General features: G+C 65.4%; 16 protein-coding genes and 1 tRNA gene. 1 reads left to right on the top strand and 16 read right to left on the bottom strand.

What is annotated here, in order from left to right; translation table 11 throughout:
- Position 1: 1 nt before the first annotated feature.
- From gspF to ACTJI5_RS20310, 6 genes are all read right to left on the bottom strand, one after another.
- Positions 2–1,216: a type II secretion system inner membrane protein GspF gene (gene gspF, locus ACTJI5_RS20335; protein ID WP_440861589.1), complete on the bottom strand. Its 1,215-nt coding sequence runs from the start codon at positions 1,214–1,216 to the stop codon at positions 2–4.
- Positions 1,209–2,702 (bottom strand): type II secretion system ATPase GspE, encoded by a 1,494-nt coding sequence (gene gspE, locus ACTJI5_RS20330; protein WP_310251775.1) that lies wholly within the window; start codon positions 2,700–2,702, stop codon positions 1,209–1,211. Before gspE ends, gspF begins: the two co-directional genes overlap by 8 nt.
- Entirely contained in the window at positions 2,699–4,912 is a 2,214-nt protein-coding gene (gene gspD, locus ACTJI5_RS20325) for a type II secretion system secretin GspD (RefSeq protein ID WP_440861588.1), read from the bottom strand. Before gspD ends, gspE begins: the two co-directional genes overlap by 4 nt.
- Positions 4,913–4,917: 5 nt before the next feature.
- The gene (locus ACTJI5_RS20320) at positions 4,918–5,799 is read right to left on the bottom strand and encodes a type II secretion system protein N (protein WP_440861587.1); all 882 of its coding nucleotides are present in this window, start codon (positions 5,797–5,799) and stop codon (positions 4,918–4,920) included.
- Between the two features lie 273 nt (positions 5,800–6,072).
- A complete protein-coding gene (locus ACTJI5_RS20315) occupies positions 6,073–8,781 on the bottom strand; it encodes a TonB-dependent receptor domain-containing protein (protein ID WP_440861586.1) in 2,709 nt (902 codons plus the stop codon).
- Positions 8,782–8,863: 82 nt separating this feature from the next.
- Positions 8,864–10,432, bottom strand: coding sequence for a hypothetical protein (locus ACTJI5_RS20310; protein WP_058536782.1), 1,569 nt, complete (start codon positions 10,430–10,432; stop codon positions 8,864–8,866).
- A 319-nt stretch (positions 10,433–10,751) separates the two neighbouring features.
- Between ACTJI5_RS20310 and ACTJI5_RS20305 the strand changes: the two genes are divergently transcribed.
- Positions 10,752–10,838 (top strand) — tRNA-Leu (locus tag ACTJI5_RS20305).
- Positions 10,839–11,106: 268 nt separating this feature from the next.
- Here ACTJI5_RS20305 and ACTJI5_RS20300 read toward each other — a convergent pair.
- From ACTJI5_RS20300 to ACTJI5_RS20255, 10 genes are all read right to left on the bottom strand, one after another.
- Positions 11,107–12,066 (bottom strand): ABC transporter ATP-binding protein, encoded by a 960-nt coding sequence (locus tag ACTJI5_RS20300; RefSeq protein ID WP_439513015.1) that lies wholly within the window; start codon positions 12,064–12,066, stop codon positions 11,107–11,109.
- Positions 12,063–13,097: a FecCD family ABC transporter permease gene (locus tag ACTJI5_RS20295; RefSeq protein WP_440861585.1), complete on the bottom strand. Its 1,035-nt coding sequence runs from the start codon at positions 13,095–13,097 to the stop codon at positions 12,063–12,065. Before ACTJI5_RS20295 ends, ACTJI5_RS20300 begins: the two co-directional genes overlap by 4 nt.
- Positions 13,094–14,329 (bottom strand): ABC transporter substrate-binding protein, encoded by a 1,236-nt coding sequence (locus ACTJI5_RS20290; protein ID WP_440861584.1) that lies wholly within the window; start codon positions 14,327–14,329, stop codon positions 13,094–13,096. Before ACTJI5_RS20290 ends, ACTJI5_RS20295 begins: the two co-directional genes overlap by 4 nt.
- Positions 14,326–16,416, bottom strand: coding sequence for a TonB-dependent siderophore receptor (locus ACTJI5_RS20285; protein WP_440861583.1), 2,091 nt, complete (start codon positions 16,414–16,416; stop codon positions 14,326–14,328). Before ACTJI5_RS20285 ends, ACTJI5_RS20290 begins: the two co-directional genes overlap by 4 nt.
- A gap of 397 nt (positions 16,417–16,813) precedes the next feature.
- The gene (locus ACTJI5_RS20280) at positions 16,814–17,833 is read right to left on the bottom strand and encodes a sugar kinase (protein WP_440861582.1); all 1,020 of its coding nucleotides are present in this window, start codon (positions 17,831–17,833) and stop codon (positions 16,814–16,816) included.
- On the bottom strand, positions 17,830–18,627 hold the full coding sequence (locus ACTJI5_RS20275; RefSeq protein ID WP_440861581.1) for a 2-keto-4-pentenoate hydratase: 798 nt from the start codon (positions 18,625–18,627) through the stop codon (positions 17,830–17,832). The genes ACTJI5_RS20280 and ACTJI5_RS20275 overlap by 4 nt, the downstream gene beginning before the upstream one ends.
- Positions 18,627–19,373, bottom strand: a complete 747-nt coding sequence (locus ACTJI5_RS20270; RefSeq protein WP_058536788.1) for a FadR/GntR family transcriptional regulator — start codon at positions 19,371–19,373, stop codon at positions 18,627–18,629. The genes ACTJI5_RS20275 and ACTJI5_RS20270 overlap by 1 nt, the downstream gene beginning before the upstream one ends.
- Before the next feature lie 82 nt (positions 19,374–19,455).
- The gene (locus tag ACTJI5_RS20265) at positions 19,456–22,320 is read right to left on the bottom strand and encodes a TonB-dependent receptor (RefSeq protein WP_440861580.1); all 2,865 of its coding nucleotides are present in this window, start codon (positions 22,318–22,320) and stop codon (positions 19,456–19,458) included.
- A gap of 115 nt (positions 22,321–22,435) precedes the next feature.
- Positions 22,436–23,275, bottom strand: coding sequence for a rhamnogalacturonan acetylesterase (locus ACTJI5_RS20260; RefSeq protein ID WP_440861579.1), 840 nt, complete (start codon positions 23,273–23,275; stop codon positions 22,436–22,438).
- Positions 23,275–24,027 (bottom strand): SDR family NAD(P)-dependent oxidoreductase, encoded by a 753-nt coding sequence (locus ACTJI5_RS20255; RefSeq protein ID WP_137890316.1) that lies wholly within the window; start codon positions 24,025–24,027, stop codon positions 23,275–23,277. Before ACTJI5_RS20255 ends, ACTJI5_RS20260 begins: the two co-directional genes overlap by 1 nt.
- Positions 24,028–24,030: the final 3 nt, after the last annotated feature.

The following is a 24,030-nucleotide window of genomic DNA, read 5'->3' as shown; positions in this document are numbered from 1 at the left end:
TTCATAGTCCGGCTAGGTTCTGCAACTGAAGGATCGGAAGCAGAATGGCGAGGATGATCAGGGCCACGCACGACCCCATAACGACAATTATGACAGGTTCGAGAAGCGCCATCGACGCGGCCGTGAAGCGGTCGAATTCGCGTTCGAGATAATCGGCAGCGCGTTCGAGCATCTGTTCGAGCCGCCCCGCGCTTTCGCCGCTGGCGGTCATGTAGACGAGCAGGGGCGGGAAGACGCCGGCATCGCGGAGCGCCGCCGACAGGCTGCCACCCGCGCGCACCTGATCGACGATCGTCGCGGTCGCGCCGGCGAGCGCGGCGTTGCGGATCGTCGGAAGGGTAAGGCGCAGGCCGTCAACGAGCGGCAGGCGGCTCGACACCATCGTCGACAGCGTGCGCGCAAAGCGTGCGGCGTAAAGATCGCGGAGCAGGCGGCCGAAGAGCGGCAGGCGGAGCAGCCGTGCATCGACGCGCGCCTTGAATGCCGGGCGGCGCATCGCGGTCACCCAGGCGAAGCTCGCGCCGGCGATCAGCAGCGCGATCAACCACCACCAGCTTGCGGCAAAGCTGGAAATCGCGATCACTGCGCGGGTCAGGAAAGGAAGCTGCTGGCCGACGTCGGTGAATTGCTCGACGACGCGCGGAACGACGAAGATCATCAGCGCAGCGACGACGCCGATCGCGACAACCGCGAGCACGATCGGATAGGCGAGCGCGGCAATCAGCTTGCCGCGCACCTCGGCCTGCCGTTCGAGCAGGTCGGCGAGCCGCGCGAGGATGGTGGTGAGGCTGCCCGTCGTTTCGCCCGCCGCGACCATCGCGCGGTAAAGCGGCGGAAAGCTCCGCGGCTGGCGCCCCATCGCGTCGGCGAGGCGGCGGCCCTCGAGCAAACCCGCGTGGACATCGCCGATGACATTGCGCGCGCTTTCGGCCTCGCTTTGACGCGTCAAGGTGCGCAGCGCCTCTTCGAGCGGCGCGACCTCGGCGAGCGTTGCGAGCTGGCGCGTGAAGAGCGCGAGTTCCTTGGCTGAAAGTTTATTCTTGCGGAAAGCGAGCAGCGAACGGCCCGCTGGCTTCGCGCCCGCCGCCTCGACCGCGACGATATGGAATTTGCGGCGAACCAGATCCGCGCGCGCAGCATCGTCGTTCGCGGCGGTCAGCCGCCCCTTGCGCTCGCGGCCCTGCGGATCGATCGCCACATAGCGATAATCAGGCATCGACATCCTCGCGCCGCGCGATGCGGATCGCTTCCTCGGCGGTCGTCAGCCCCTTCGCGACCATCGTCCGCGCCGCCGACGCCAGCGTCGGCGATTTCAGGAAGGCATGACGCGTGATCATCGCCTCGTCGCCGCCATTGTAAATGTAGCGGCGGACGGTCTCGTCGACCTTGATCGCCTCGAATACGCCGATGCGGCCCTTGTAGCCGCTATGGCCGCACTGGTCGCAGCCCTTCGGGCGCCAGATCACGGTGCCGATGTCGAGCCCGAGCATCGCGGCGACGCTGTTGTCGGCCTGCACCGGCTCGCGGCAATGATCGCAAAGCTTGCGAACAAGTCGCTGCGCGATGACGGCGCGCAAGGTCGAGGCGAGCAGGAAGGGCTCGACCTTCAGATCCTTGAGGCGCGTGATCGCGCCGACCGCGTCGTTCGTGTGGACGGTCGAGAGCACGAGGTGGCCCGTCAGCGACGCCTGCACCGCGATGTCGGCGGTTTCGCGGTCGCGGATTTCGCCGACCATCACGACGTCGGGATCCTGGCGCAGGATCGCGCGCAGGCCCGCGGCGAAATCGAGCCCCACCTTGGAATTTACCTGCGTCTGCCCGACGCCGTCGACGGCATATTCGACCGGGTCTTCGACGGTCAGGATATTGCGCTGGCCATCGTTCAATTGCTTGAGCGCGGCGTAAAGCGTCGTCGTCTTGCCCGACCCCGTCGGACCGGTGACGAGAATGATGCCATTGGGTTCGGCGAGCGCCTCGCGCAAAATCTGGTCGGCGGCGCCGGTCAGGCCGAGGATGTCGAAATCGATCCCCGCCGCATCCTTGTCGAGGATACGCATCACGACGCGCTCGCCCGCGCGGCTGGGGAGCGTCGAAACGCGCACGTCGACCGCTTTCCCCGCGAGCGTCAGTCCGATGCGGCCGTCCTGCGGCACGCGGCGTTCGGCGATGTCGAGGCGCGCCATCACCTTGATACGGCTGACGACGACGGGCGCGACGTGCGGCGGCATGCGCAGATGCTCGCGCAGCACGCCGTCGGTGCGCATGCGCACGACGAGCCCGCTTTCATAGGGTTCGATATGGATGTCGCTGACCCCCTGCCGCACCGCTTCGGCGATGATCGCGTTGATCAGGCGGATCGCGGGCGCATCGTCGGCGCTGTCGAGCAGATCCTCGGCGCTCGGCAGGCTGAAATCGATGTCGCTGCCGTCGAGCGAGCCCGCCATCGCGGCGGCCGAACTGTCGACGGCATAATGGTCGGAGAGCAGCCGGTCGAAATCGGCGACGCTCGCGGTCGCGACGCGCAGCGGCTGCGCGAGATAGCGTTTCACCTCGATCAGCACCGCTGGGTCGGCGCCTTCGCGCAAGGTCGCGAGCCACGCGCCGCCCTCGCCCTGCGCGATGACGACTCCGTGCGTGCGGGCAAAGCCGTAGGGTATATCAACCGGCGCCGGGGGAGGCGCCGCCGGTTCGATGTCGGTCACGGATAGTCTCCGGTTGGCGGTGCGGGCGCCTGCGAAATCGAGGGCGGGACGTCGGTCGCTGTCACGCTGCCGTCGGGTCCGCGGAGTTCGGGCAGGTTGACCGGGCCGACGGTGATGTCGGCGGCGGTCGGCGGGGTCGGCGCGGGCGGCACCGCACCCAGATAGTCGCGCACCAGCGTATCGATCGCGGGTTCCTCGCCCGGATTGCGCTGAAGCTGGAAGTCGCGGATATAGCCGTAACGGCGCGCGGTGAGCGCGGCATTATCCTCGCGATTGCGCAGGATCGTCGGGCGGATGAAGACCATCAAATTGGTTTTCGACCGCGTGCGGCTGCGCGATTTGAACAATTCGCCGAGCAGAGGGATGTCGCTGAGCAGCGGGATGCGCTCGATCGTCTTGCGCTCGTCGTCGTTGAGCAGTCCGCCGATCGCGAGGATCTCGCCATCGTCGACGGTCAGCACGGTTTCGAACGAGCGCTTGTTGAGGATGAGGTCGCTGTTGCGCGACGAGACCGGGCCGGCAACGCTCGACACTTCCTGGCGCAGGAACATCTTCACTTCGCCGGCGCCATTCACCTGCGGCGTCACTTCCAGCTTGATCCCGACCTCTTCGCGCTGGACGGTGCGGAACGCGTTCTCGAAATTGTCGCCCAGCTGTTCGCCGGTGGTGATCGGAACATCCTGCCCGACGAGGAATTTCGCCGCCTGATTGTCGAGCGTCACGATATGCGGGGTCGCGAGCAGGTTCGACGTGGTGTCCGACTTCACCGCGTTGATGATCGCGCCAAAGATCGTGTTCTTGCCGATGTCGCCCGCGAAACCGGCGAAACCGCCGGTCGCCGCGAGCAGCGACGCCGCCGCCGCTTCCTGCAAGCTGTTGCCGAGCGAGCTGGTGGTCTGGGTAACGACGGTTTCGCCGTCGACCGTCGTCTTGTCCTGCGTCAGCTTGGTCGCGGCATAGGCGCCGCCCAGCGTCAGGATGTTGGGCTGCGCATTGCTGTAGCTGGTCGCGACGAACGGGATATTCTTGCCGCCGAGCAGGAACTGGACGCCGAGGCGTTTCGCGGCATCGTCGCCGATCTCGACGACGATCGCCTCGACCAGAACCTGTTGCCGCCGGCTGTCGAGCTGGCGGATCAGTTCGCCGAGCATGCGCTGCACTTCGCTGTTGGCGGCGACGATGATCGCGTTCGCGCCTTCGTAACGCGTGATGATCGCGGGGCCGCGGGTCGAGATGCTGCCGCTTCCGCCGCCGCCGACCGACGCCGGGGCAGCCGGGGCGGCGGAAGCCGCCGGCGCGCCATTGCCGCCCGACGAAGACATTGACGAAGACGAGGCGGGCGGCAGACCGGCCTTTTGCACCGGGTCGCTGCCGCCGCCGATCAGTTGTTGCAGCGTCGGCAGCAAGGTTTCAGCATTGGCATGTTCGAGCCAATAAACGCGGAGTTCGGTGCCGCCCGCCGCCTTCGCGTCGAGGTCGTGCGCCATCGATACGAAGCGCGCGACGAGCGCCTGATCGCCGCGCAGGGCAATCGCGTTACTGCTATCGATCGGCACGATCGCGACAGGCTTTTGCGCGCCCTCGCCCGCCGCCGGGACGAGCGCCTGCAGCGCGGCGGCAATTTCGCGCGCACCGGCGTTTTTCAGCGTGACGATCTGGCTGGTCGAGCTGTCGCGGTCGATGCTCGACGCGAGCGCGCGGATGCGGCGGATATTGTCGGCAAAATCGGCGACGACGAGGCTGTTGGCATTGCGGTTCGCGGTCAGCGATCCCTGCGCGCTGACGAGCGGGCGCAATGTTTCGACCGCCGACACCGCATCGATGTAACGCAGGCGGATGATTTCGGTGACGAACTGGTTCTGCGCCGCGCCGCGGCTGCCGATCCGGCCGGGCTGCGCCGCGGCGCCGTCGATCGGCTGGACGCGGTAGCTTCCGTTCGGTCCGGGGACCGCGACGAGGCCGTTCGAGCGCAAGGTCGCGAGGAAAATCTCGAAATATTCGCTGCGCGAGAGCGGCCGGTCGGTGACGACCGACACCTTGCCGTTGACGCGGCCGTCGATGACGAAGGTCCGGCCCGTGACCCGCGCCGCATCCTGGATAAAGGCGCGGATATCGGCGTCGCGGACGTTCAGCGTATATTGGGCGAATGCGGGGCCGGGCGTGGCGGAAATCAGCGCGGCGGCGAGCATCAGGGACAGTTTGAGACGCATAAAACCTATTGCTTCGAAAGGAAAATGGCGACGGGGACGACGCTGGCGCCGCGCTCGACTTCAAGCGCGATCCGCGCCCCCGGGGTAAGTTGGTTGGCGAGCGCGGCAGCGTCGCTCGCCGATCCGATCGGGCGGCCGCCGACCGAGCGGATGACGTCGCCGGGGCGCAGGCCCGCGGCGCGGAACGCCGCGCCGTCGCCCTGCGGCTGGACGACGAGGCCCGTGACGCGGCCGTCTTCGGTGCGCGGGGCGAAGCCGACACCAGCCTTGATCGCCGCGGGGGTCATTTCGCCGCTCGCCGACGCGCCGCCGGGAGCAGCCCCGATCTCGGGTGTCGGCGTGGGCAGCGGCGTCGCGGGATTTGCGGCCGGCGCTTCGCCGCTCTGGTCGAGGAACAGGCTTTCGCGCGCGCCGCCGCGGTCGAGAAGGACATGGTCGAAGGCGATGCCGGCCAGCTTCAACCCCGGCGCGATCTCGTCGCCGACTGCATAGCTGGTCTGGATGCCATCCTCACCCGCGATGATCGCCGAGCCACCGCCGGTCGCTTCGTTGAGATTGATGCCGAAGAGCGTCAGGCCCGCCGAGGTGACGGTGGCCGAGGCCGGACCCTGCGCATTGCCGCGGAAAAAGGGATCGAGGCTGGAGAAGAGCGCGCGCCTCTCCGCGGGCGATGCGATCACCGCGGCCTGCGGCTGCCACGCGCCGAGCGGCGACAGCGGCGTGAGCAATGTCCAGAGCAGGCGGACGCATTGCCAGACCAGCAGCGCGCCGAGCAGACCGGCCAGCAGCATCGGCCAGATCTCGCGCGGCGAGCGCCTCCCGCCGCGGAGCCATGCAGGCAGCGCGCGCGGCAGCCGAACGGCCGATCCGGACATCAGCGTTGCCATGAAATGTCTCTGTCCCCCCAGACTGAAAAAACCTGTCTCGCGAATCGCCTAGGGGCGAACGGTGACAATCAGTTGACCGGGAGATTACAGTTTTTTGACATTCGGGCGAGTCCGCTGAGACGGCTCGAAGGTATCTTGCCTTTGCCGCGGGGGCAGGAAATGAGCGCCCCGGAGGGGCTGACGGAAGGGTCGGGATCGACCAGCAACCCTTCCATCTAATACCGCTTCGCGGGCGGCCCCTCCCCGTCGCTATGCGACAGGGAGGATTTGACCTTAGAACTTGAGCGACGCGCTGAGCGAGAAGGTACGGCCCAGCTTGTAACGGTTGAGGAAGATGCGGTTGTCGCCCGCTTGTTGCACTTCCTCATAGTTACGCCCGGTCAGGTTGCGCGCCTCGAACTTCAGCTCGATTTCCTTGTCCAGCAGCGAGATGCCCTGACGAGCGACGAAGTCGAGCGAGATGCCCGGCTTTTCGCGGATATCGGGCTGACCCGACGGACCGCGGCTGGTGACGCGCGGGCTGGCATAGGTCAGGAGCAGCGTCTGCTGCGACAGATTGTCCTGATCTTCGAGCCCGATCTGGACGTTGACCAGATGGTCCGACTGGCCGGTGAGCGGCGCGCCGTCGAAGAAGAAGTTGCTCGCGTCCTGCACGACGCCGTTGATCACCGTGGTGTCGCCAGCGCCGACCTGAATTTCCGACTTGGTGTAAGTGTAGTTGCCAATCAGCACCAAGCGGCGGCTTGCCCAGAAGGCCGAGTCCGACAATTTGTCGAGCGCGAAATATTTCTGCACCTCGACCTCGCCACCGTAGAGCAACGCCTTGGGCGCGTTGGCGAAGCTGGTGTTGGCGATCGAATCGGTGCTGAGCGAGGTGTAAGCCTCGATCGGGTTCTCGATCTTCTTGAAGAAACCTGCCGCGGTGAAACGTTGGTCCTTGGCGAAATACCATTCGTAACGCAGCTCGCTGTTCCACAGCTCGCTATCGGCCAGCGACGGGTTGCCACGGAACTGGCGGTTCGATTCAGGATCCTGGTAGATCTGCGCAATCAGTTCGCGGAACTGGGGGCGGGCGATCGTGTTCGCGGCGTTGAGGCGCAGCTGCATATCGGGAGCGACTTCCCAGGTCAGCGTCACGGCCGGCAGCCAATAGTCGTTCTTGATATTGGTTGCGGCAATCGCACTTCCGCCCGTGCCGAACAGGTCGATCGGCACGACGGTCTGCTTGCCATCCTCATAGCGCACACCGACGTTGACGTTCATGCCCGACACGATCTCGGCCTGAAGCTGGGCATATCCGGCGTGGGTGGTGAGCCCGGCGTCGAACGCCGCGGTGCCGTCCTGCGCCGAGGTTTCGACCAGCGTGATGTCATAAAGCTGGATCGACGCATCGGAGAGCAGATAGTCGGGACGCAACTGCGTCACCGGCACCGGCAGACCCGAGGCGCGGAACTGGAAGGCGCGGCGCACGGCGGTACGGCTCGTGTCCGAATAGGCGTAACCCACCGTAGCGGTAATCTGCGGGGCGAGCTCGTACGACAGGTCGACGCCGCCCGACCACAGGTCTTCGTTCAGGTCGGAAAAGGCGATCGTCGCGTCGCCGCGGTTGCCGCCAAGATCGTTGACGAACTTGTTACCCGTGGGGTCCTGCGCGGTCGGCAGGTTGGTACGCACATAGGTGAAGCCGCGCTCATAGGGTGCCTCGCGCTGCGAATTGGCATAGGCGCCGCGCAGATCGACCTTCAGCTGATCAAAGTGAAATTCGCCGACGAACTGGGTGTTGATCAGCTGGCGCTCGTACCAGGCGGTGTCCTGCTTCATAATGTCGCGGCCGACCTGGTTCGCGTCGGTGCCCAGGCCGAGGCGCGCCTGTTTCAACGTGTCGCGGATAAATAGGTTGGTCCAGCGCAGCTTGTGCTCGCCGATTTCGAGGCCGAAGCCGAGCAGCGCGTTCACGACGATGCGGTTGTCGGTGATCACGCGGTTGTAGCTCGTCTGCGGATCGCCCGACAGATCCTGGTTGAGCGACGTCTGCTGCAACGTGTCGCGCGTGCGCCACTTGTTGCTGATCCCCGCGGTCGCGATGATCCCGAGTTCGCCGTCGGCGAAGGGGATCGTCGTGCCGCCGGTGATGCCCGCGGACCAGTTGATCGGGATATGGTCATTCTGTTGCAGCAACGTCGTATCGCTGTTGACCAGCTCCATCTGGATAAATTCCAGATCTTCCTGGGAGAAATCGGCGCCTTCGAGGATCGGCTTGCCGCTCGCGAAGGCGGCTTTCAGGAGCGACGGGACATCGCGGCTGCCGTCATCGAAGCCGGTGCCGTCGGTGTCGCTGCCATAATAGGTATAGCCGAGCTGGTTCGTCGTCTCGCTGTCCCAACCGATGCCGCCGCTGAAGGTGATGAAGGGTTCGCGGGGGATCGCCTTGGTCGTGAGGTTGATCACGCCGCCGCCGAATTCGCCAGGGAAGTTCGCCGAATAGCTTTTCTGGACGAGCGTCGAATCGATGACGTTCGACGGGAAGATGTCGAGCGGGACGACGCGCTTCAGCGGCTCGGGGCTCGGCAGCGGCGAGCCGTTGAGCAGCGCGAGCGAATAACGATCACCGAGACCGCGCACATAGACGAAGCCGCCGCCGACGACCGACAGGCCGGTGACGCGCTGGAGCGAGCCCGAGATGTCGCCTTCGCCGGTACGCGCAATGTCGGCCGACGAGAGGACCGAGACAACTTCGGGGGTCGCGCGAACGATATTGGGGGTAAAGCGGCCGGTGACGACGATTTCCTGATCGGCGCCGCCGGGGATCGAAACATCGCCCTGTTCGTCGTCCTGAGCCGCAGCATCGTCGGTCGCGGGCGCTTCGGTCGTGACCGGCGGCGCGTCAGGCGCGGGCGCGCCCGTATCCTGCGCCAGAGCGGCGGGCGCGACGAGAGCGGAGCTGAGGAGAAGCAGGCTGGCAAAGATCGGCCGCTTGGTCATGATGGAAAGTCCCCAAGAATATGCAGGAAGGGAGCGGGCCAGCCCGTCAGGCGTGCCCGCTCCCCAATTGGATCGCGAGCGATCAGGTCGTCGGAATGGCGCTGCAGGCGCGGCTCGTCGTGCCGAAGTTCGCGGTCGACGAGTTGCAGGTCCAGCCCTGATACCAGGTGTCGTTGGCGTCGCGGACGGCGCCGACATAGGCGGTGGTGTCGAAGAAGGCGTTCAGCGTCTTCGCATCGAACGGCGTGAAGCCGGTTTCGGTGGCCCCGTTGATGAACAGGCTGGTCAGCGACGGCACATAGTTCGAACGGTTGTTCGTGCCGGCTTCGAAGATCGTCTGCACCTGCGCGTCGGTGACACCGCTCGTGCCGCGGAACGGGGTGGCGTTGCACTGCAGCGAGACCGAGAAGAACTTCGGCGGGCCGGCTTCGTCGAGAGCGGGGTTGACCGGGTTGATCGTCGTCGCGCTGTTGAGGCCGAGGCAGCGGAAGCCCGGCGCCACGATCAGGCCGTTGGCGAAGGTATAGTCCGCGCCGCCGCGCACCAGGATCGACACGCCGTTACCCGCCGCATTGTTGCGGTGGATATAGGTGAAGTTCGAGATCGCGACATTCTGGCGCGGAACCGCATCTTCGTTGCCGTTCGAGTCGATTTCCATCATCGAGTCGCCGACCGCGCCGCCTTCGCGCTGCACGCCGATGACATACTGGATGTTGCCCTTATAGCCGACGTCGGTGTCGAGACCGTCGTCTTCGGCGCCGGTGATTACCAGATGCTTCATGTTCACGCGGCCACCGAAGACCTCGATGCCGTCGTCCGAGCTGTTGTGGATCTGGACATGGTCGATCTGGGTGCCCGAGCCGGTGCCCGACGGGGTCAGGCCCTGAAGTTCGCTTGCCGCCGACAGGATGAAGCCCGAATAGCGAATCTGGACATAGGACAGGCGGCCCGAGTTATCGGCCGGCTGCGCGCCGCCATAGAGCGCGTTCGACGTGCCTTCGGTGTCGCGTTCGCAAGCCGCGGTGCCCGGCGTCGCGCCCGGTGCAAGGCAGTCGGTGATCGGCGCGCGGCCGAGCAGGACGACACCGCCCCACAGCTGCGAGGTCTGGTCGCCGGCCGAGCCGACGACGTTGCCGCGGCCGGTGAAGATGATCGGCTGCGTCGGCGTGCCGACCGCGTCGATGCGGTTGCCGCGGTTGACGGCAAGGAAGGAAACGCCCGTTGCACCAAAGATGGTGACGCCCGGATCGACCGTCAGCGTGACGACATTATTGGTGCTCGTCGCACCCTGATCGGTGCCGACGTCGACACGACCGGGAAGCGAATAGATGACGCCGGGAGCCTTCGGAATCGCGGTCGTCGCGGTGAAGCGCGTCGGGAAGCCGCAGTTGCGCCATTCGCCGCCGGGACCCGAAATCGTGCCGAGGTTCGTAAGCTGGTCGGGGCCGGCGATGGCCGGGCAGTTCGCGGCGGGGGTCACGGTCCCCGGGGTCGGGGTCGGTGTGGGGGTCGGCGTCGGCGTGGGCGTCGGGGTCGGAATGACGATCACACCTTCACCCGGCGACGCGACGCCGTCGGCACCGCACGCCGCAAGGATGGAACAGGCCACGCCGCTGAGCATGACCAAACGAATGCGTGCGAAAGCCGCCATGAAAATCTCCGTTCCCGGTGTGCGCCCCCCGATTGGTTGAACGGCGCCCCTGATGAAAAATCACCGGCGAACGAGAAGAGATGTGCTGACTCGCCCCCGGTGACGCCGCCACTAGGGTGATTCGATGACGGTCTGACGCCAGAGCCGTGACAGTTGAGTGACTCTTTTGAGTCGGTTCGATGACAAGAACGGCGGCACTAGGAGCCGCTTGTTCGCACCTGCGAAAATAAATGCGGCGAAGCTCGCTTGCATCACCCGGAAAGCTTTGCTAGGCGCCCGCTCCTACCTGGTGCCGGACCCGTCCGGACCATCATGATGTGCGGTCGTGGCGGAACTGGTAGACGCGCAACGTTGAGGTCGTTGTGGCCGAAAGGCCGTGGAAGTTCGAGTCTTCTCGACCGCACCATCATTTTTGATTTATTATTTAGGTTCAAATACTTAGGTGATTCCTGAAAGGTTCTGGACCACCTTTTACCCCCCTTTGTAACAGGCTGCGGCGAAGAATGGCCCGCCGGCCTCACACTTCTGCTAACCATGGCCTTGAAGTGAAACGACTTTCTAGTCGGCATTCGTGAGCACAGCGGCCCTTTAGTTTGCAATGGCCGATAGCGGACAGGCGGCTCTCGGCCCGCCATCGCAGGATGCAGACATCCCCAGCAGGACGCCGCCTGGCGTTACAAGCTATGAAGCCGTCCAAGCATCGCGGCGATGCTGTCGGCGCGCTCCGGTCCGATCCTCCATCCCGTAGCGTCCACCGACACGCGGATCGAAGCGGCCGGGTCGATCGCGAATCCCGCGCGATCGAGCGCTCGGCGCGTCCATGCGGCGCGAACGCCCTTCCCCTCCAATGCTATGCGCCGACTCGCCGGACGCCGCAGTTCGAAATGGCCCGCCTCCTCGTCGAAGCGAACGCCGTCGGCCGCGAAGATCCGGGCGAAATCGCCCGAGAGGATCAGGTCCTCCGGCGCGCCATCGAGAAGCCTCGTGCCGTCGTAGAGCCACAGGCGGTTCGCACAGCGCAAGGCGAGCTCGAGTTCGTGCGTCGAGATGACGATCGCATAGCCCCTTTGCCCCGCGAGCTCGCCGAGCAGCGCGAAGAAGGCGACGCGCCGCGGCACGTCGAGAAAGGAGGTGACCTCGTCGAGGAGCAGCAGGCGTGGCTGCTGGGCGAGCGCCCGTGCGACCATGACGCGTTGCCTTTCGCCGTCGGAAAGGCTCGCCACCGGGCGATCACGAAACGCCGCGGCGCCCACGAGCTCCAGTGCTTCGTCGACGATCGCAATATCTGCGGGCGCGAGCCTTCCTTGCCAGCCCGTGTGCGGATATCGCCCCGCGGCGGCGAGCTCGAATCCTGTAAGATAACCCGTCTGCGGCCGTTCGGTGAGAACCACGCCCAGCCTTTGCGCCTTCGCGCGCGCCGACAGGGATGCGAGAGGTTCGCCTTCGAGCGCGATCGATCCGGCTAGCGGCGGCAGGAGGCCCGCGAGCGTACGCAGCAGTGTCGTCTTGCCCGTCCCGTTCGGACCGACGAGCGCAACGACGTCACCGGGATGAAGAGCGAGCGAGAGATGCTCGGCGACGAGGCGGCCCGGATAGCCGATTGCGAGCTCATCGGTCGAAAGGATCGCGCTCATGCCGTGGCTCCGAACCGGGCATGCCGGCGCAGCAGCACCCAGAGAACGATCGGGCCGCCGATCAGCCCGTTCACCGCATTGAGGTGAAGAAGATGGCGCGCCCACGGGAGGTGGGTGATGAGATCGGTTGCAAGCGCAAGCGCGCCTCCGGCGAGCGCCGCTGCCGGGAGCAGGATGCGGTGGTCCTCGGTCTGGAGCAGGCCGCGCGCCGCATGACCCGCGATCAGGCCAAGAAAGTTGATTGCGCCGCAAAAGGCGGTGACGGTGCCGACGAGAAGCGCGACCACGCCGAAGCAGGCGTAGCGCAATGCCTTTAGTGGCACGCCGAGGCTCTGCGCATAGGTGTCGCCCAGCATCAGAATGTTGAGCGGTTTTGCGAGTGCCATCAGAAGGAGCAGGCCGAGCGCGCAGGCTGGAAGCAGGATGATGTGCTGCGCCCAGGTCACCCCTGCGAAGCTCGCATCGTCCCATCCTTTGAACGCCGACGCCTGCGTCTCGTCGATGAGATGGAGCGAGAGACTGATAAGCCCCGCCGCGATATAGCCGAGCATGAGGCCCGACAGCAGCAGGGTGACATTGTCGACCCGCCGCGCGAGCAGCGTCAGCAATCCCATGACGACAATCGTCCCGCCCGAAGCCGCGACTGCGAGCCCGACGTCGCCGACGAGCCCGAAACTTTCGGCTAAGGCGGGTCCTGCCAGTCCCGTCGCGACGACGAGCAGCGCGACCCCGAAGCGGGCGCCGTGCGCAATGCCGAGCACGAAAGGGTCGGCGAGCGGGTTGCGGAACAAGGTCTGAAGCATCAGGCCGCACGCGCCGAGGCTAGCGCCGCCGAACAGCGCGGCAAGCGCACGCGGAAGCCGGTATTCGCGGACGATATGGCCCCAGCCCTCCTGCGCGATCGTACCGCCGGTCAGGCTCGCTGCGATCGCCTCGAGGGGAATATCGACGACGCCGAGCGCCAGCTCGGCGAGGAAGAACGCCGCGATGACCCCACCGATGACGAAGGTGAAGGATATGGGCTTGATCATGCCGGGCCTCCCGGGATCTTGCGGATGAAGCGCGGACGCGCGGGCGGCTGGAGCAGTTCGGGATGGAGAATGGCGATCAGCTCGGCGAGCGCATCCTGCGGTTCGGTCATGCCCTGGTCCGACCAGCTGTTCGCGAACGGCCCGACCTTGCCGGCGTCTAACCAGTAGACCCGGCCATCTCTTACCGCACGTAGCCATGCGAGCCGCGGCTGGTCGCGGCGCAGCGTCGCCATGTCGGCCGCCCCCGGCATGAAATTGCCGAGCCAGACGTCCGCGCTCGCGGCCCGGTCGAAAAGCGTCTCCATCGGTGCGTAAGTGAGGCTCCCCGCTATTGAATTGTCATGCCAGGCGTGGCGCCCGCCGGCATCCTCGATCATGCGGTAGAGCTGGTTGCGTCCGCCGGCCTGGCTCCACTCGTCACGGCTCTCGGGATAGCCGAGTTGGACGAGCGGCCGCGCGTCGACATTGGCCGCGAGCGCGCGCAGCTTGGCGTAGCGTGCCGCGCGCGCGTCGAAGAGCTGGTTGGCGCGCGCCTCCAGATTGAAGAAGAGCGCGACATATTTGATCCACTCGGCGCGCCCGAGCGGGGTCGGTTCGGTATGGTCCGACTGCGGCGCCGAGACGACGCCGAGACGTTTCAGGAGCGGATGAATATTGGCGTCGGGATAGGCGGAGTAGAAAGTGAAGAAGAGTTCGGCGCCGAGCGCGGCCGCCTGCTCGCCATTGCCGTGCTGCGCGGCATGGATGGGAATCGTCTCGCCCCGCTCGATCTGTCCGGCAATCGCCGGGATCGAGACGTTGCGCGTCGGCACGCCCTTTAGCCGATCGTCGATACCGAGGAGATGAGCGGCACCAAGCAGCGACACATTGGCGGTCGCGAAGTCGCGCACGGGAACTTCGACGAGCGTGTCGCGCGGACCAAGTTTCGGCGGCGGCGTGCCGCACTGGACAAGGACGAGGCGCAGCACCTCGCGCGTGTCGACCGAAGGCGTGAAGGTCACGCGCTTCCAGTTCCGGTGATATTCGACCTTGAGCTGCGCCGAATGGCGGAAGGCCGCCTTGTCGGGAAAATAGTCGGTGTCCTCGCGATAGTCGGCGACGCAGCCCGCGGTGAGGTTGGCGGCGGGGCGCGCGCCTATCGTGACCGTGCTGCGCGCGGGCGGCTCGCGCATCGGGATCGGCGCGCAGGCCGCGAACGCGGCGAGCGACCCGAAGGCGAACAGCAGCCTCACCGGCTTCCCCCGAAGCGGTAAGAAAGGCTCGCCGTGACCGTGCGCGGCGCGCCCGGGTAGAGCGGGATGAAGGCGCCGCCGCTGTCGTAATAGAATTTGTCGAAGAGGTTGAGTATATTGAGCTGCGCGCGGAGCGGCCCGAAGCCGGCGTCGAACGCGTAAGCGAGATTGGCATCGACGCGCGTGTAGGCCGGCAGCAGGATGGAATTGTCGGTATTGCCCGCGCGGCTCCCGATATGCTGGACCCCGAAGCCGGCACTCGCGCCCTTGAGCGATCCGGCGAAATCATATGTCGTCCAGAGGCTTGCCGATTGTCGCGGCGCATTGACGAGGCGCGCGCCCGGCGCCGCAAAGCTGTCCTCGAGGATTTTCGCATCGAGATAGGTGTAGTTGGCGATGAGCCGCCACTGCGGCGTCAGCGCGGCCGGGACCTCGACCTCTATCCCGCGCGAACGCGACTTGCCGATCTGGATCACGAGATCGAAGTCGACCGGGTCCGATACCGCGGCATTGCGCCGAGTGATGTCGAAAAGCGCGAGCGTCGGTGTCAATCTGCCGCCGAAAAGCTCGGCCTTCGCGCCGACCTCCCAGCTTTCGCCGATGAGCGGCTTGGGAAGCGAACCATCGCGAAGGCGGCCGACGTCGACCTGCGCGCGGAACGAGCGCGCCCAGCTTCCGTAAAGCGAGAGTGCCCGCGCCGGCGTCCAGGTGAGACCGGCACGCGGCGAAAAGGCCCCGCGCTTCGTTGCCTCTTCCCCTGTGCTGGCCAGATAATCGCGATTCCGGAGCTCGTTCCAGTCATAGCGACCGCCGACGAGGAGGCGCCAGTTGCCGAGTTTCATCTCGTCCTGCGCATAGACGGCGGTGGAGTCGCTGTTCCATGCGCCATCGGAGACAAGGACCGTCGGGTCGGCGCGCTGCCCATAGACCGGATTGTCGAAGTCGATCGGGATATTCACGCCGAAGGGCGGGTTGCGGACGTCGAACCGCCAGTGATCATAGCCATATTCCACGCCGACAAGCGCCTTGTGCTCGACCGCGCCGTTCGTGAAGCGCGCATAGAGCTCGGCCTGTGCGGTCAGATCGGTCTGGCGATCGTATGCCTGGCTGGTGCGGCGATTGACCTTGGGACCGGCAGGATCGGCGCGGCTGACTGGCGGAAAGCCGAAAGCATAATAATAGCTGTCCTTGGTGAAGTCCGAATAGCCGAAGGCAACGCGCCCCGAGAGAGCATCCGAGAAACGATGATCGACGAACAGGCTCGCGACGCCGCCCCTGTTCGTGTAGCGCGCGTCGGCCTCGCCGAACTGGCGTTTGCGCGGAGCCTCGAGGAACAGCGGGTCGTTGGCGAAACCTCGGTCGAAATAGCCACGCTTGCGGGCATATTCGCCTTCGAGCGTCACGCTCGTCGCGTCCGAAGGCTTCCACTGCACTACGGGTGCGATGAAGATGTCGCGCGAAAAAGTGAAATCTCGAAAGCCATCGCGATCGTCGTGCGAAACATTGACGCGGAGGCCGACAGTCCCGGAAATCGGCACCGAGAAATCGCCCGTCAGCCGCAGTTGATCGAACGAGCCGTAGAGCGCGCTCATCTCGGCGAAGGGTTCATCGAGCGGCTTCTTCGTCACGAAATTGACGACACCGCCGGGTTCGAAGCGGCCATAAAGCGCCGAGGCGGATCCCTTCAGCACCTCGACCTGCTCGACATTCTGCAACTGCTCGTCGGGCGCATAGGCCGAACGGCGAAGGCCGTTCTTCAGATTATAGGGGGTGATGAAGCCGCGAATATAGAAACGGTCGTTGGTCGCGCCGAAGCCGACCTGCGGGCTGAAGCCCGGTACATAGCGCAGTGCCTCGCCGATCGTCGTAATGCCGCGGTCGCGAATGAGTTCGCGCGTCACGACCTGCACAGAATAGGGTGTTTCCTTGATCGGTGTGTCCGACTTGTTGGTCTGCGGTGCGACCGTGGCCCGATACCCCTGCTCGCGCGTTCCGAGCACGACGATCTCGTCGACTGCCTCAACCTGCGCAACGGCCGCCGTCGGAGCCGCAACCGCGGCACCGCCGGCAAGAATAGTCCGAAACATTAAACCCCCTCTAGGAACTGCCTTGAGCACCGGACACATGGTCTGCCCGACAACCCGAATCATGATATATAATATCGTATCATAGAATTGGCGAAGCCTGTCCAGCCCTGAAGCTGCCGGTGACAAAATTCATCCTATTACTGATGGCTGAGGGTAGCGCTCGCCAGCAACTGGCATTCCCGGTCTGACAGTCCAGCCGCTTGGAGACCCCACGCGGCCGCACCATCATAAACAGTTTATGGCTTGTTTTCAGCATATTGGCTGAAACCATAAACTTAGCGGGGGTTGGTGCTCCCTTTATCTCGAAACTTTGATGGCGATGACGAAAGCGGACTGCCGCCGTTTGCCGAGCGATAAATGGACATTGGCCATTCAGCCGGATTCCACCCGGCGGGCTCTAGCGCGCAATGTCCTGCGCTACATCGGAAACGCGATCGAGCATTGCGCGCGAAAATGGCGCAAAATCGCCGTGGATGCCATGTTTGAGCACCGATAGTCCGAAGCCGCGCTTCGCTGCATCGGCCAGCGCCCTCCCCTGCCACAATCCGTCGAGAACGCCGGCCGCGAACGCATCGCCGGTTCCGACCCGGTCGATTACCGGCGCGACGACGGTGGGATCGCTTGCGCCCCCTTCGTCGCGTGTATCGATACGCGCCGTGATCCGGTGCATATCCGGGCCGACGATCTCGCGCGCAGTCGATGCAACATATTCGAGCGACGGAAAGTGATCGAGCAGTGCAAGCGCCGCCTCGCGTCGCCGGTCTTCGGCTTCACCCGAAAATTCGCGGCCGAGGAGCAATGCCGCGTCGCGATGATTGCCGAACAGCAGCGTCGCCTGCGCAACGATCGGCTTCAATACCGCCGCGGGATTGGGCTGCCAGCGATCCCAAAGGCGTCCGCGCCAATTGCCGTCGAACGACACGCCGATCCCGGCCGCGCGCGCACGCGTAACGGCGTCGAGCACGGCTTCCGCGCTGTTCGGCCCGAGCGCGGGCGTAACCCCCGACACGTGCAGCCAGCCGACGCCGTCGAACGAATGATCCCAGTTCCAGTCGCCCGCTCTGGTCTCGGCAAAGGCCGAGCCGGCGCGGTCATAGACGACCTCTGCCGGCCGCATCGGACCGCCGGGGAGGTAATAATAGAGACCCATGCGGCCAGCGGGGCGGAGCACGGGCGCAACATCGACGCCGTGGCGGCGCAGTTCCCCAAGTACGCCGTCGCCGATCGAACCTTCGGGGACGGCGCTGATCATCGCGGTGTCATGGCCAAGCGCGGCGAGCGCGACGGCGACGTTCGCCTCGGCGCCGCCGACATGCGCGTCGAACCGCGCCGATTGCAGCGGCAATTCGCCGTGCGGAACGGAGACGCGCATGACGATTTCGCCGAAGCAGGCGATGGGTCCTTGGGGGGCGATCATGGTTTGAATCCGGTTTCCGCAATGGCGGTACAGGCAATATGGACGGTCGAGCCGAAACGGGCCGTCGCCGCCCCGCCAATGCCGATCGGATGAACCCCGGTGATCGCACCGGCCGAAACCCATTGGCCGGGCTTCAATGCGATGACGCCGCGCCGATGGAGGTCGACCAGGAAATTGAGCGATCCCCACGGACCGTCGAGCACGTCGATCGCGCGCCCGGTTCCGACCGTCACGCCGTCGATTTGCGTCTCGACCGCCAGCGTCGCGAAATCGTCGATGTCGAGCCTCGGCCCCAGCAACAGGCCATTGTTGATTCCGATATCGGCGATGATGCCATAGGGGGCATGGTCGTGGACGTCGGGTGCGGGCGAGCTTGCGACTTCGAACCCGGCGCGGATCTCATCGACCCATGTGGCACCATCGTCGCCGCCGGTCAGCCGGTCGGGCACCGCGCGAAGGTGCAGCATCACCTCGGCCTCGATCGCACCGGCGCCGCCGGCGAAAATCGCCGCCGCGCCCGGAACGTCCCCGTCGAGTTCGGCGATCCGCAGCACTGGCCCGGCGACACGCTCGGCGCCCAAGGTCTCGATCAATGCCACCGGAATGCGCCCGACCTTCCAGCCGAGCACCGGCTCGCCCAGCGCGGCGATCAGGCGCTGTTGCACCGCATAGGCTTCGGCGAGCGTGGCCGGCACCGGCGCAGGAAAGGCGGGCAGCGCCCGTCCCGACAGGCGTGCGCCGAGCAGCGCCGCAACCGGATCCGACGCGGCCGGTGAAGGCGAATGCTCCGGCATCAGGCCAGTTTTGCGCTCAGCAGGTAGCGTTCGCGGCTTTCGGCGGATTGGCGGCGCAGCTCGACGATCGCGCGTTCCTCGGTCTCGTCGAGCATCGATTCGATCAGGCGGTTGAAGTGACGCCGCATCGCGAGCCGGGCGCCGGTCGCATCGCGATTGCGCAGCGCCGCGACGACATCGGCATGCTCGGCCTGGCGCGCGCTGCCATCCTTGCGGCACACCAGGGAATGGCTGCTGCGCACCTCGGGCAATTCCATCCGCATGCGCCACAGGCTCTCGATCACATGGATGATTGCCTTATTGCTCGACGCCGCGGCGATCGTCATGTGAAACTCACGGTCGATCGCGCTGATCTCTTCTTCGCTCTTGCTGTCGTCGGCCATCGCGTCGAGCAATTCGTCGAGTTTCGCTAGCGTTTCGGCCGATATCGTCGGCGCCGCAAGCGCCGCGGCTTCGGCCTCGAACAGCGAGCGCGCCTCGGTCAGCTCGAAGGCGCTGACCTTGGGCAGGATCGCGTTGTCGCCGGGCAGGATCGCCTCGACATAAGCGCCCGCACCGGTGCGAATGTGAATCCACCCCGTCGCCTGCAGCGCGATCTCGGCCTCGCGGATCGTCACCCTGCTCACCTCGAAGCGCTCGGAAAGCTCGCGCTCGCCGGGCAGCCGCGTTCCCGGCGGAAAGGTTCCGTCGAGAATCAGGCGCCGAATCGTGTCGGCGACATCTTCGAAAAGGCGGCGTTCGGCCATGGTCAATCTTCTCCCCGCACAAGCGTCAGGAAGTCCATACAATCCGGTAGGACAAGTTTGAAGCCCATGACCGAACTTAGTTTCAAATTCGCGCCCGGATGCCGACGAAATATTTCGCGCCATAATAGTGATACTGGCGGCTGCTGCCATAGACCGGCATGTAGGTCGCCTTCGGCTCGTTGAAGAGGTTGAGCGCCTCGAAGCGCAGCGACACGCCGGGCATCAGGTTCATCGACGCGCGGAAGTCGACCGTCTCGCTCGGCCCGACGTAGCGGAGCTGGCTGTTGCCACCCACGAAGTCCTGGAAATAGCTCGAGCGATAATTGTAGATCGCCTGCAGCGATACCGGGCCGATGTCGTAATAGGCCTGCGCGGACAGCACATGCTTCGAATAGCCCGACAGGCCGGCCGGCGGGATAATCCCTTCGCTGACGTCTTCGGTTTCCGGATCATATTGGTCACCAAGGCGAATATCATGCGTTTCGAAATTGGAATCGGCATAATTATAGCTGACCTTCGCGCCGAGGCCGTCGAGCGGCTTGGGCAGGAAGCTGAAGCGCGTCGCCGCGGTCAGTTCGAGGCCATAGATGCGCGACTTGTCTGGGCTGTTGCGGGTCTGCGCCACCGGGATCGACACCGTCTCGCCGTTGATCGTGAAATCCTCGTTGAACACGACCGGCTGGAAGCCGCCATTGAACTGCTTGTAGTAGACGGTTGCCGAGAGGAGGCTGTCCTTGTTCGGATACCATTCGACCGACAAATCGCCGTTCCACGACATCAGCGGCTTCAGGCGCGGGCTGCCGTTGGCGCGGATATTGTCGATCGCATCCTCGATCGACGTGAACTCCTCACCGCCCTCGAGCGTGATCGTGCGGCCGGCGCCGAGCGCGCTCGGGTTGGGACGCGACATGGCGCGATAGCCCGCGAGACGAACGAGCGTGTCCGGCGCGACCTCGAAGATCGCGTTGACGCTCGGCAGGACGCGCGTGTTGCTGCTCTTGATCGTCTCGGTCACGAAGTTGCCGGTCTCGTCGAGCCCGAAGGAACCATCGCCGCTGGGATCGGGGACGAGGATGAGGTCGCTGCGCAGCCCCTTCGAGGTGACGCGGGTGTTGACGACGCGCACACCGATGTTGCCGCGTACCGGCATGCTGCCGAGGTCGCCTTCATAATCGGCCATCACATAGCCCGCGAGCGTGCTTTCCTTGACGTCGCGGCTCGCGACCGACCGCATCTCGTCGGGCAAGCCGGGGTCCTCGGTGCCCAGATATTCGCGGAACAGGCAGTCGACGTCGAAGGTCGCCCAGCTGTTGATGCTGTTGCCCTTCGCCGCCGAGAGGAAGTCGGTCTGGGGGAAGGCCTGGCGGCAGATATTGTTGATCCGTTTGTCGGTCGCGGTCGGAGTGACCAGGCTGGGATCTTCGTTGCGCAGGTCGTAGTCGCGATAGGTGAGCTGTGACCAGCGGCCGCCGGCCGAGATCGTCTTCAGGAAGCCGTCGAGTTCATAGGTCGCGTCGAAACGGCCGGCGAAAATCTCGTTGTGGCGCTTGGCCTCGTCGCGGCGGAAGCGGGCGTCCTCCCAGAAGAGGTCGTGATTGTTGAGGTCGAAGCGCGGATCGATCGTGATCGTCGGGACGAAGCTGCCCGGCGCAATCTCATATTTATAGGGGATGCGCCGGTTGTTGAACACGGTGCGCACGCCATTGACGTCGGTCGCCGCTGTGCGCAGGCGGACGTTGCGTTCGATTTCCTGGCGGATCGTGCGCGAATAGCTGCCGTCGAGCTTGATCGTCAGCCGGTCGCTCGCTTCCCAGTCGACCGACAGGCCGCCGCCCAGATATTCCTCCGACCGCGACAGTTCGGAGCCGTTCGATTCGATGGCGGACAAGCCGTTCAGGCTCTGGATGATACCATTTTCGTCATAGACGACGTTGGTCAGGCCGACGCGACCTTCGGACAGGTTGAGGTCGCGGCGGCTCTCAACAAAGGTCCGGTCCGAATATTGGACGTCGAGATTGATGTCGAGCGTGTCGGTCGGGCGGAACTGGATCGCGCCGAACACCGCGTCGCGCTTGTCGCTCTCGCTGATCTGGCGGAAGGTATAGGCGTTGGGAACGAGGTAGAAGGGCAGGTTCTGACGATATTCGCCGCGCTCATATTCGTTGCAATTGTTGTTCGCGACGACCGGCGAGGCCTGGCACGCGGTCCAGGTGGTCGAGGCGGCGTAGGTTTCCTCGGGGTTGTTCGTATCGTTGCGCTGGACGCCGATCGCGATGCCGATCGTGTCGTTCGCGAACTGGTCGACATAGCTCAGCGTCCCGCGCCAGCCGATCCCGCCCGATCCTCCCGTGATGCGGTCGCCATAGGGGTTGAACTGCGCCTTTACCTCGCCCTGCAGGCGGCGCTTGCCGAAATCGAGCGGGCGCAGCGTACCGATCTCGATCGTGCCCGCGACCCCGCCTTCGACAAGGCTTGCCTGCTGCGTCTTATAGATCTTGATATTGTTGACGAGCTCGGAGGGGAACTGGTTGAAGTTCACCGAGCGGTCGCCGCTGCCGTTCGATGCGTCGCGGCCGTTGAAGGTCGCGTTCGACAGAAAGGGGCCAAGGCCGCGCAGCGCGATTTCGGACGCGTCACCCTTTTCGCGGTGCGTCGTCGCACCGGTAATCGTCTGGATCGCCTGGCCGACCGAGATCGCCGGGATGTCGCCGATGTCGTCGGAGGACAGCGCATCGACGATCGCGGTTTCCTGGCGCTTGGTGTTGATCGAACTCCGGATCGTCTCGCGGATACCCGTGACGACGATCGCGTCTTCTTCCGCTTCAGCCTGCGGGGCGGGCGCATCCTGGGCCATCGTCGGCATGGCGGCGATCAGCAGCGTCGAGCCGGCGCCGGCCAGCAACGCGGCGCGCAGCACGCGCGCACGGATCTGATTACGAGAATTCACGTCGTCTCTCCCAAATATCGATTCTGTTCTGCCCGACGCTGTCGAACATGTCGGCCATCTTGTCAACCACTGTGTATGGCAAATTGGTTAGTCCAAATTGCCATACACATCGTTGTCAGCGAACGAGCTGGCTCCGCAGCCCGGGCACGGCGCGCGCGAGCGCCTGCGTAACCAGCTTGGCGGTGACCTCGGCGCCGATGTCGCCGAGGTGCGTGTAGTCGAACTTGCGCGTCACCTGTCCGCGCGCGCCGTCGCCGGTAATCGGCGCCGGTTCGGGCGGTGCGGGCCGCGCGGTCAGCGTGGTGCCCGCTTTCGCCGCGGCAAGTTCCTCGGCCGTCGGCGGTTCTTGCGCGAGCTTCGTCGCCATCTCCGCACCCATCTCCTGCGCCTGCGCGGCGCTCAGCGCATTGAGATCGACGAGCGGCACGTCCATCGCCTTCGCAACAGAGCGCACCTGACCGGACCAGCTCGCGAGCGTGTTCCTGAGCTTGCCGTCCTTGAACTCGCGGCGCGTCAGCGGCGTCACGAGCACCGGAGTCGCCCCCGCCGCCCTCACCTCTTCGACGAAGCGGCGGAGGTTGGCGGGGAATTCGGTCGCCTCGTCGGTCCAGCGTTCGGATTTGCTCGACTGGTCGTTATGCGCGAACTGGATCAGCACCCAGGTGCCGCGATACCCCGGCACCTTCGCCTCGGCGAGCGCGATATCCCAGCCGCCTTCCTGCCGGTAGCTGCGCGTGCTGCGCCCACCGCGGCCGGCGTTGACACAGGCCACCGACGATTTGACGTGGCGCGCGCAGAACGCCCCGCCCCATCCGCTGTGCGGCGCCATCGTCGAATCGCCGACCAGGATGATCTTGTACGGCTCGAGCGGCGGCGCGTCGGTCCGTTCGCGGGTCTGGGCCTGCGCCCCGCTCGCAAGCAGGGCAACGATGGCCGTCGCTACGAGCCGGCGCATCAGGAGAAGCCCAGCCCGCCGTTGATGTCGAGGCAGACGCCCGCGAGGAAGCTCGCCGCCGGCGACGCCAGATAGACGATCGTGTCGGCGACCTCGTCGGGATGGCCTTCGCGGCGGAGCGGCGTGTTGCCGGCGGTCGCGGCGCGGCCTTCGGGTTTCGAGAAAATGTCGTGGAAGCTCGTCCCGATCAAGCCGGGGCAGACGGCGTTGACGCGAATGCCCTGCGGCCCGAGTTCCTTCGCCATCGAGCGCGTGTAGGTCATCAGCGCGCCCTTCGCGGTCGCATAGACCGACGCGCCCGGACCGCCGCCGTCGCGGCCGGCGAGCGACGACACGTTCACCACCGCCGACCCTTCGCCGAGGAAGGGCTGCGCCGCCTGCAAGACGAGGAAGACCGATTTCAGGTTGAGCGTCATGACCTGGTCGAAGAAAGCCTCGTCCATCTCGCTCAGCGTCTTGCGCGCGATCATCCCGCCCGCAAGGTTGACGAGGATGTCGAGCCGGCCACTGAATGCGACACCGACCTCGTCGAGCATCGCCTTCACGGCATTGCTGTCGGTGACGTCGGCCTGGATCAAGAAGGCGTCGCCGCCCGCGTCCTTGATCGTCTTCAGCGTTTCCTCGGCGGCTTCGCGGCCGCTGTTGTAATTGATCGCGACGCGGACGCCGGCGCGCGCGAGGGCGATCGAGACCGATCGGCCGATGTCGCGTCCGCCGCCGGTGACGAGCGCGGTTTTCCCCTGGAGGTTCATGTG

The sequence above is a fragment of the Sphingopyxis sp. 22461 genome, assembly GCF_052044915.1.
Lineage (GTDB): Bacteria > Pseudomonadota > Alphaproteobacteria > Sphingomonadales > Sphingomonadaceae > Sphingopyxis.
The sequence above is the reverse complement of the archived record's forward strand: the minus strand, read 5'-3'. Positions and strand labels throughout refer to the sequence as shown.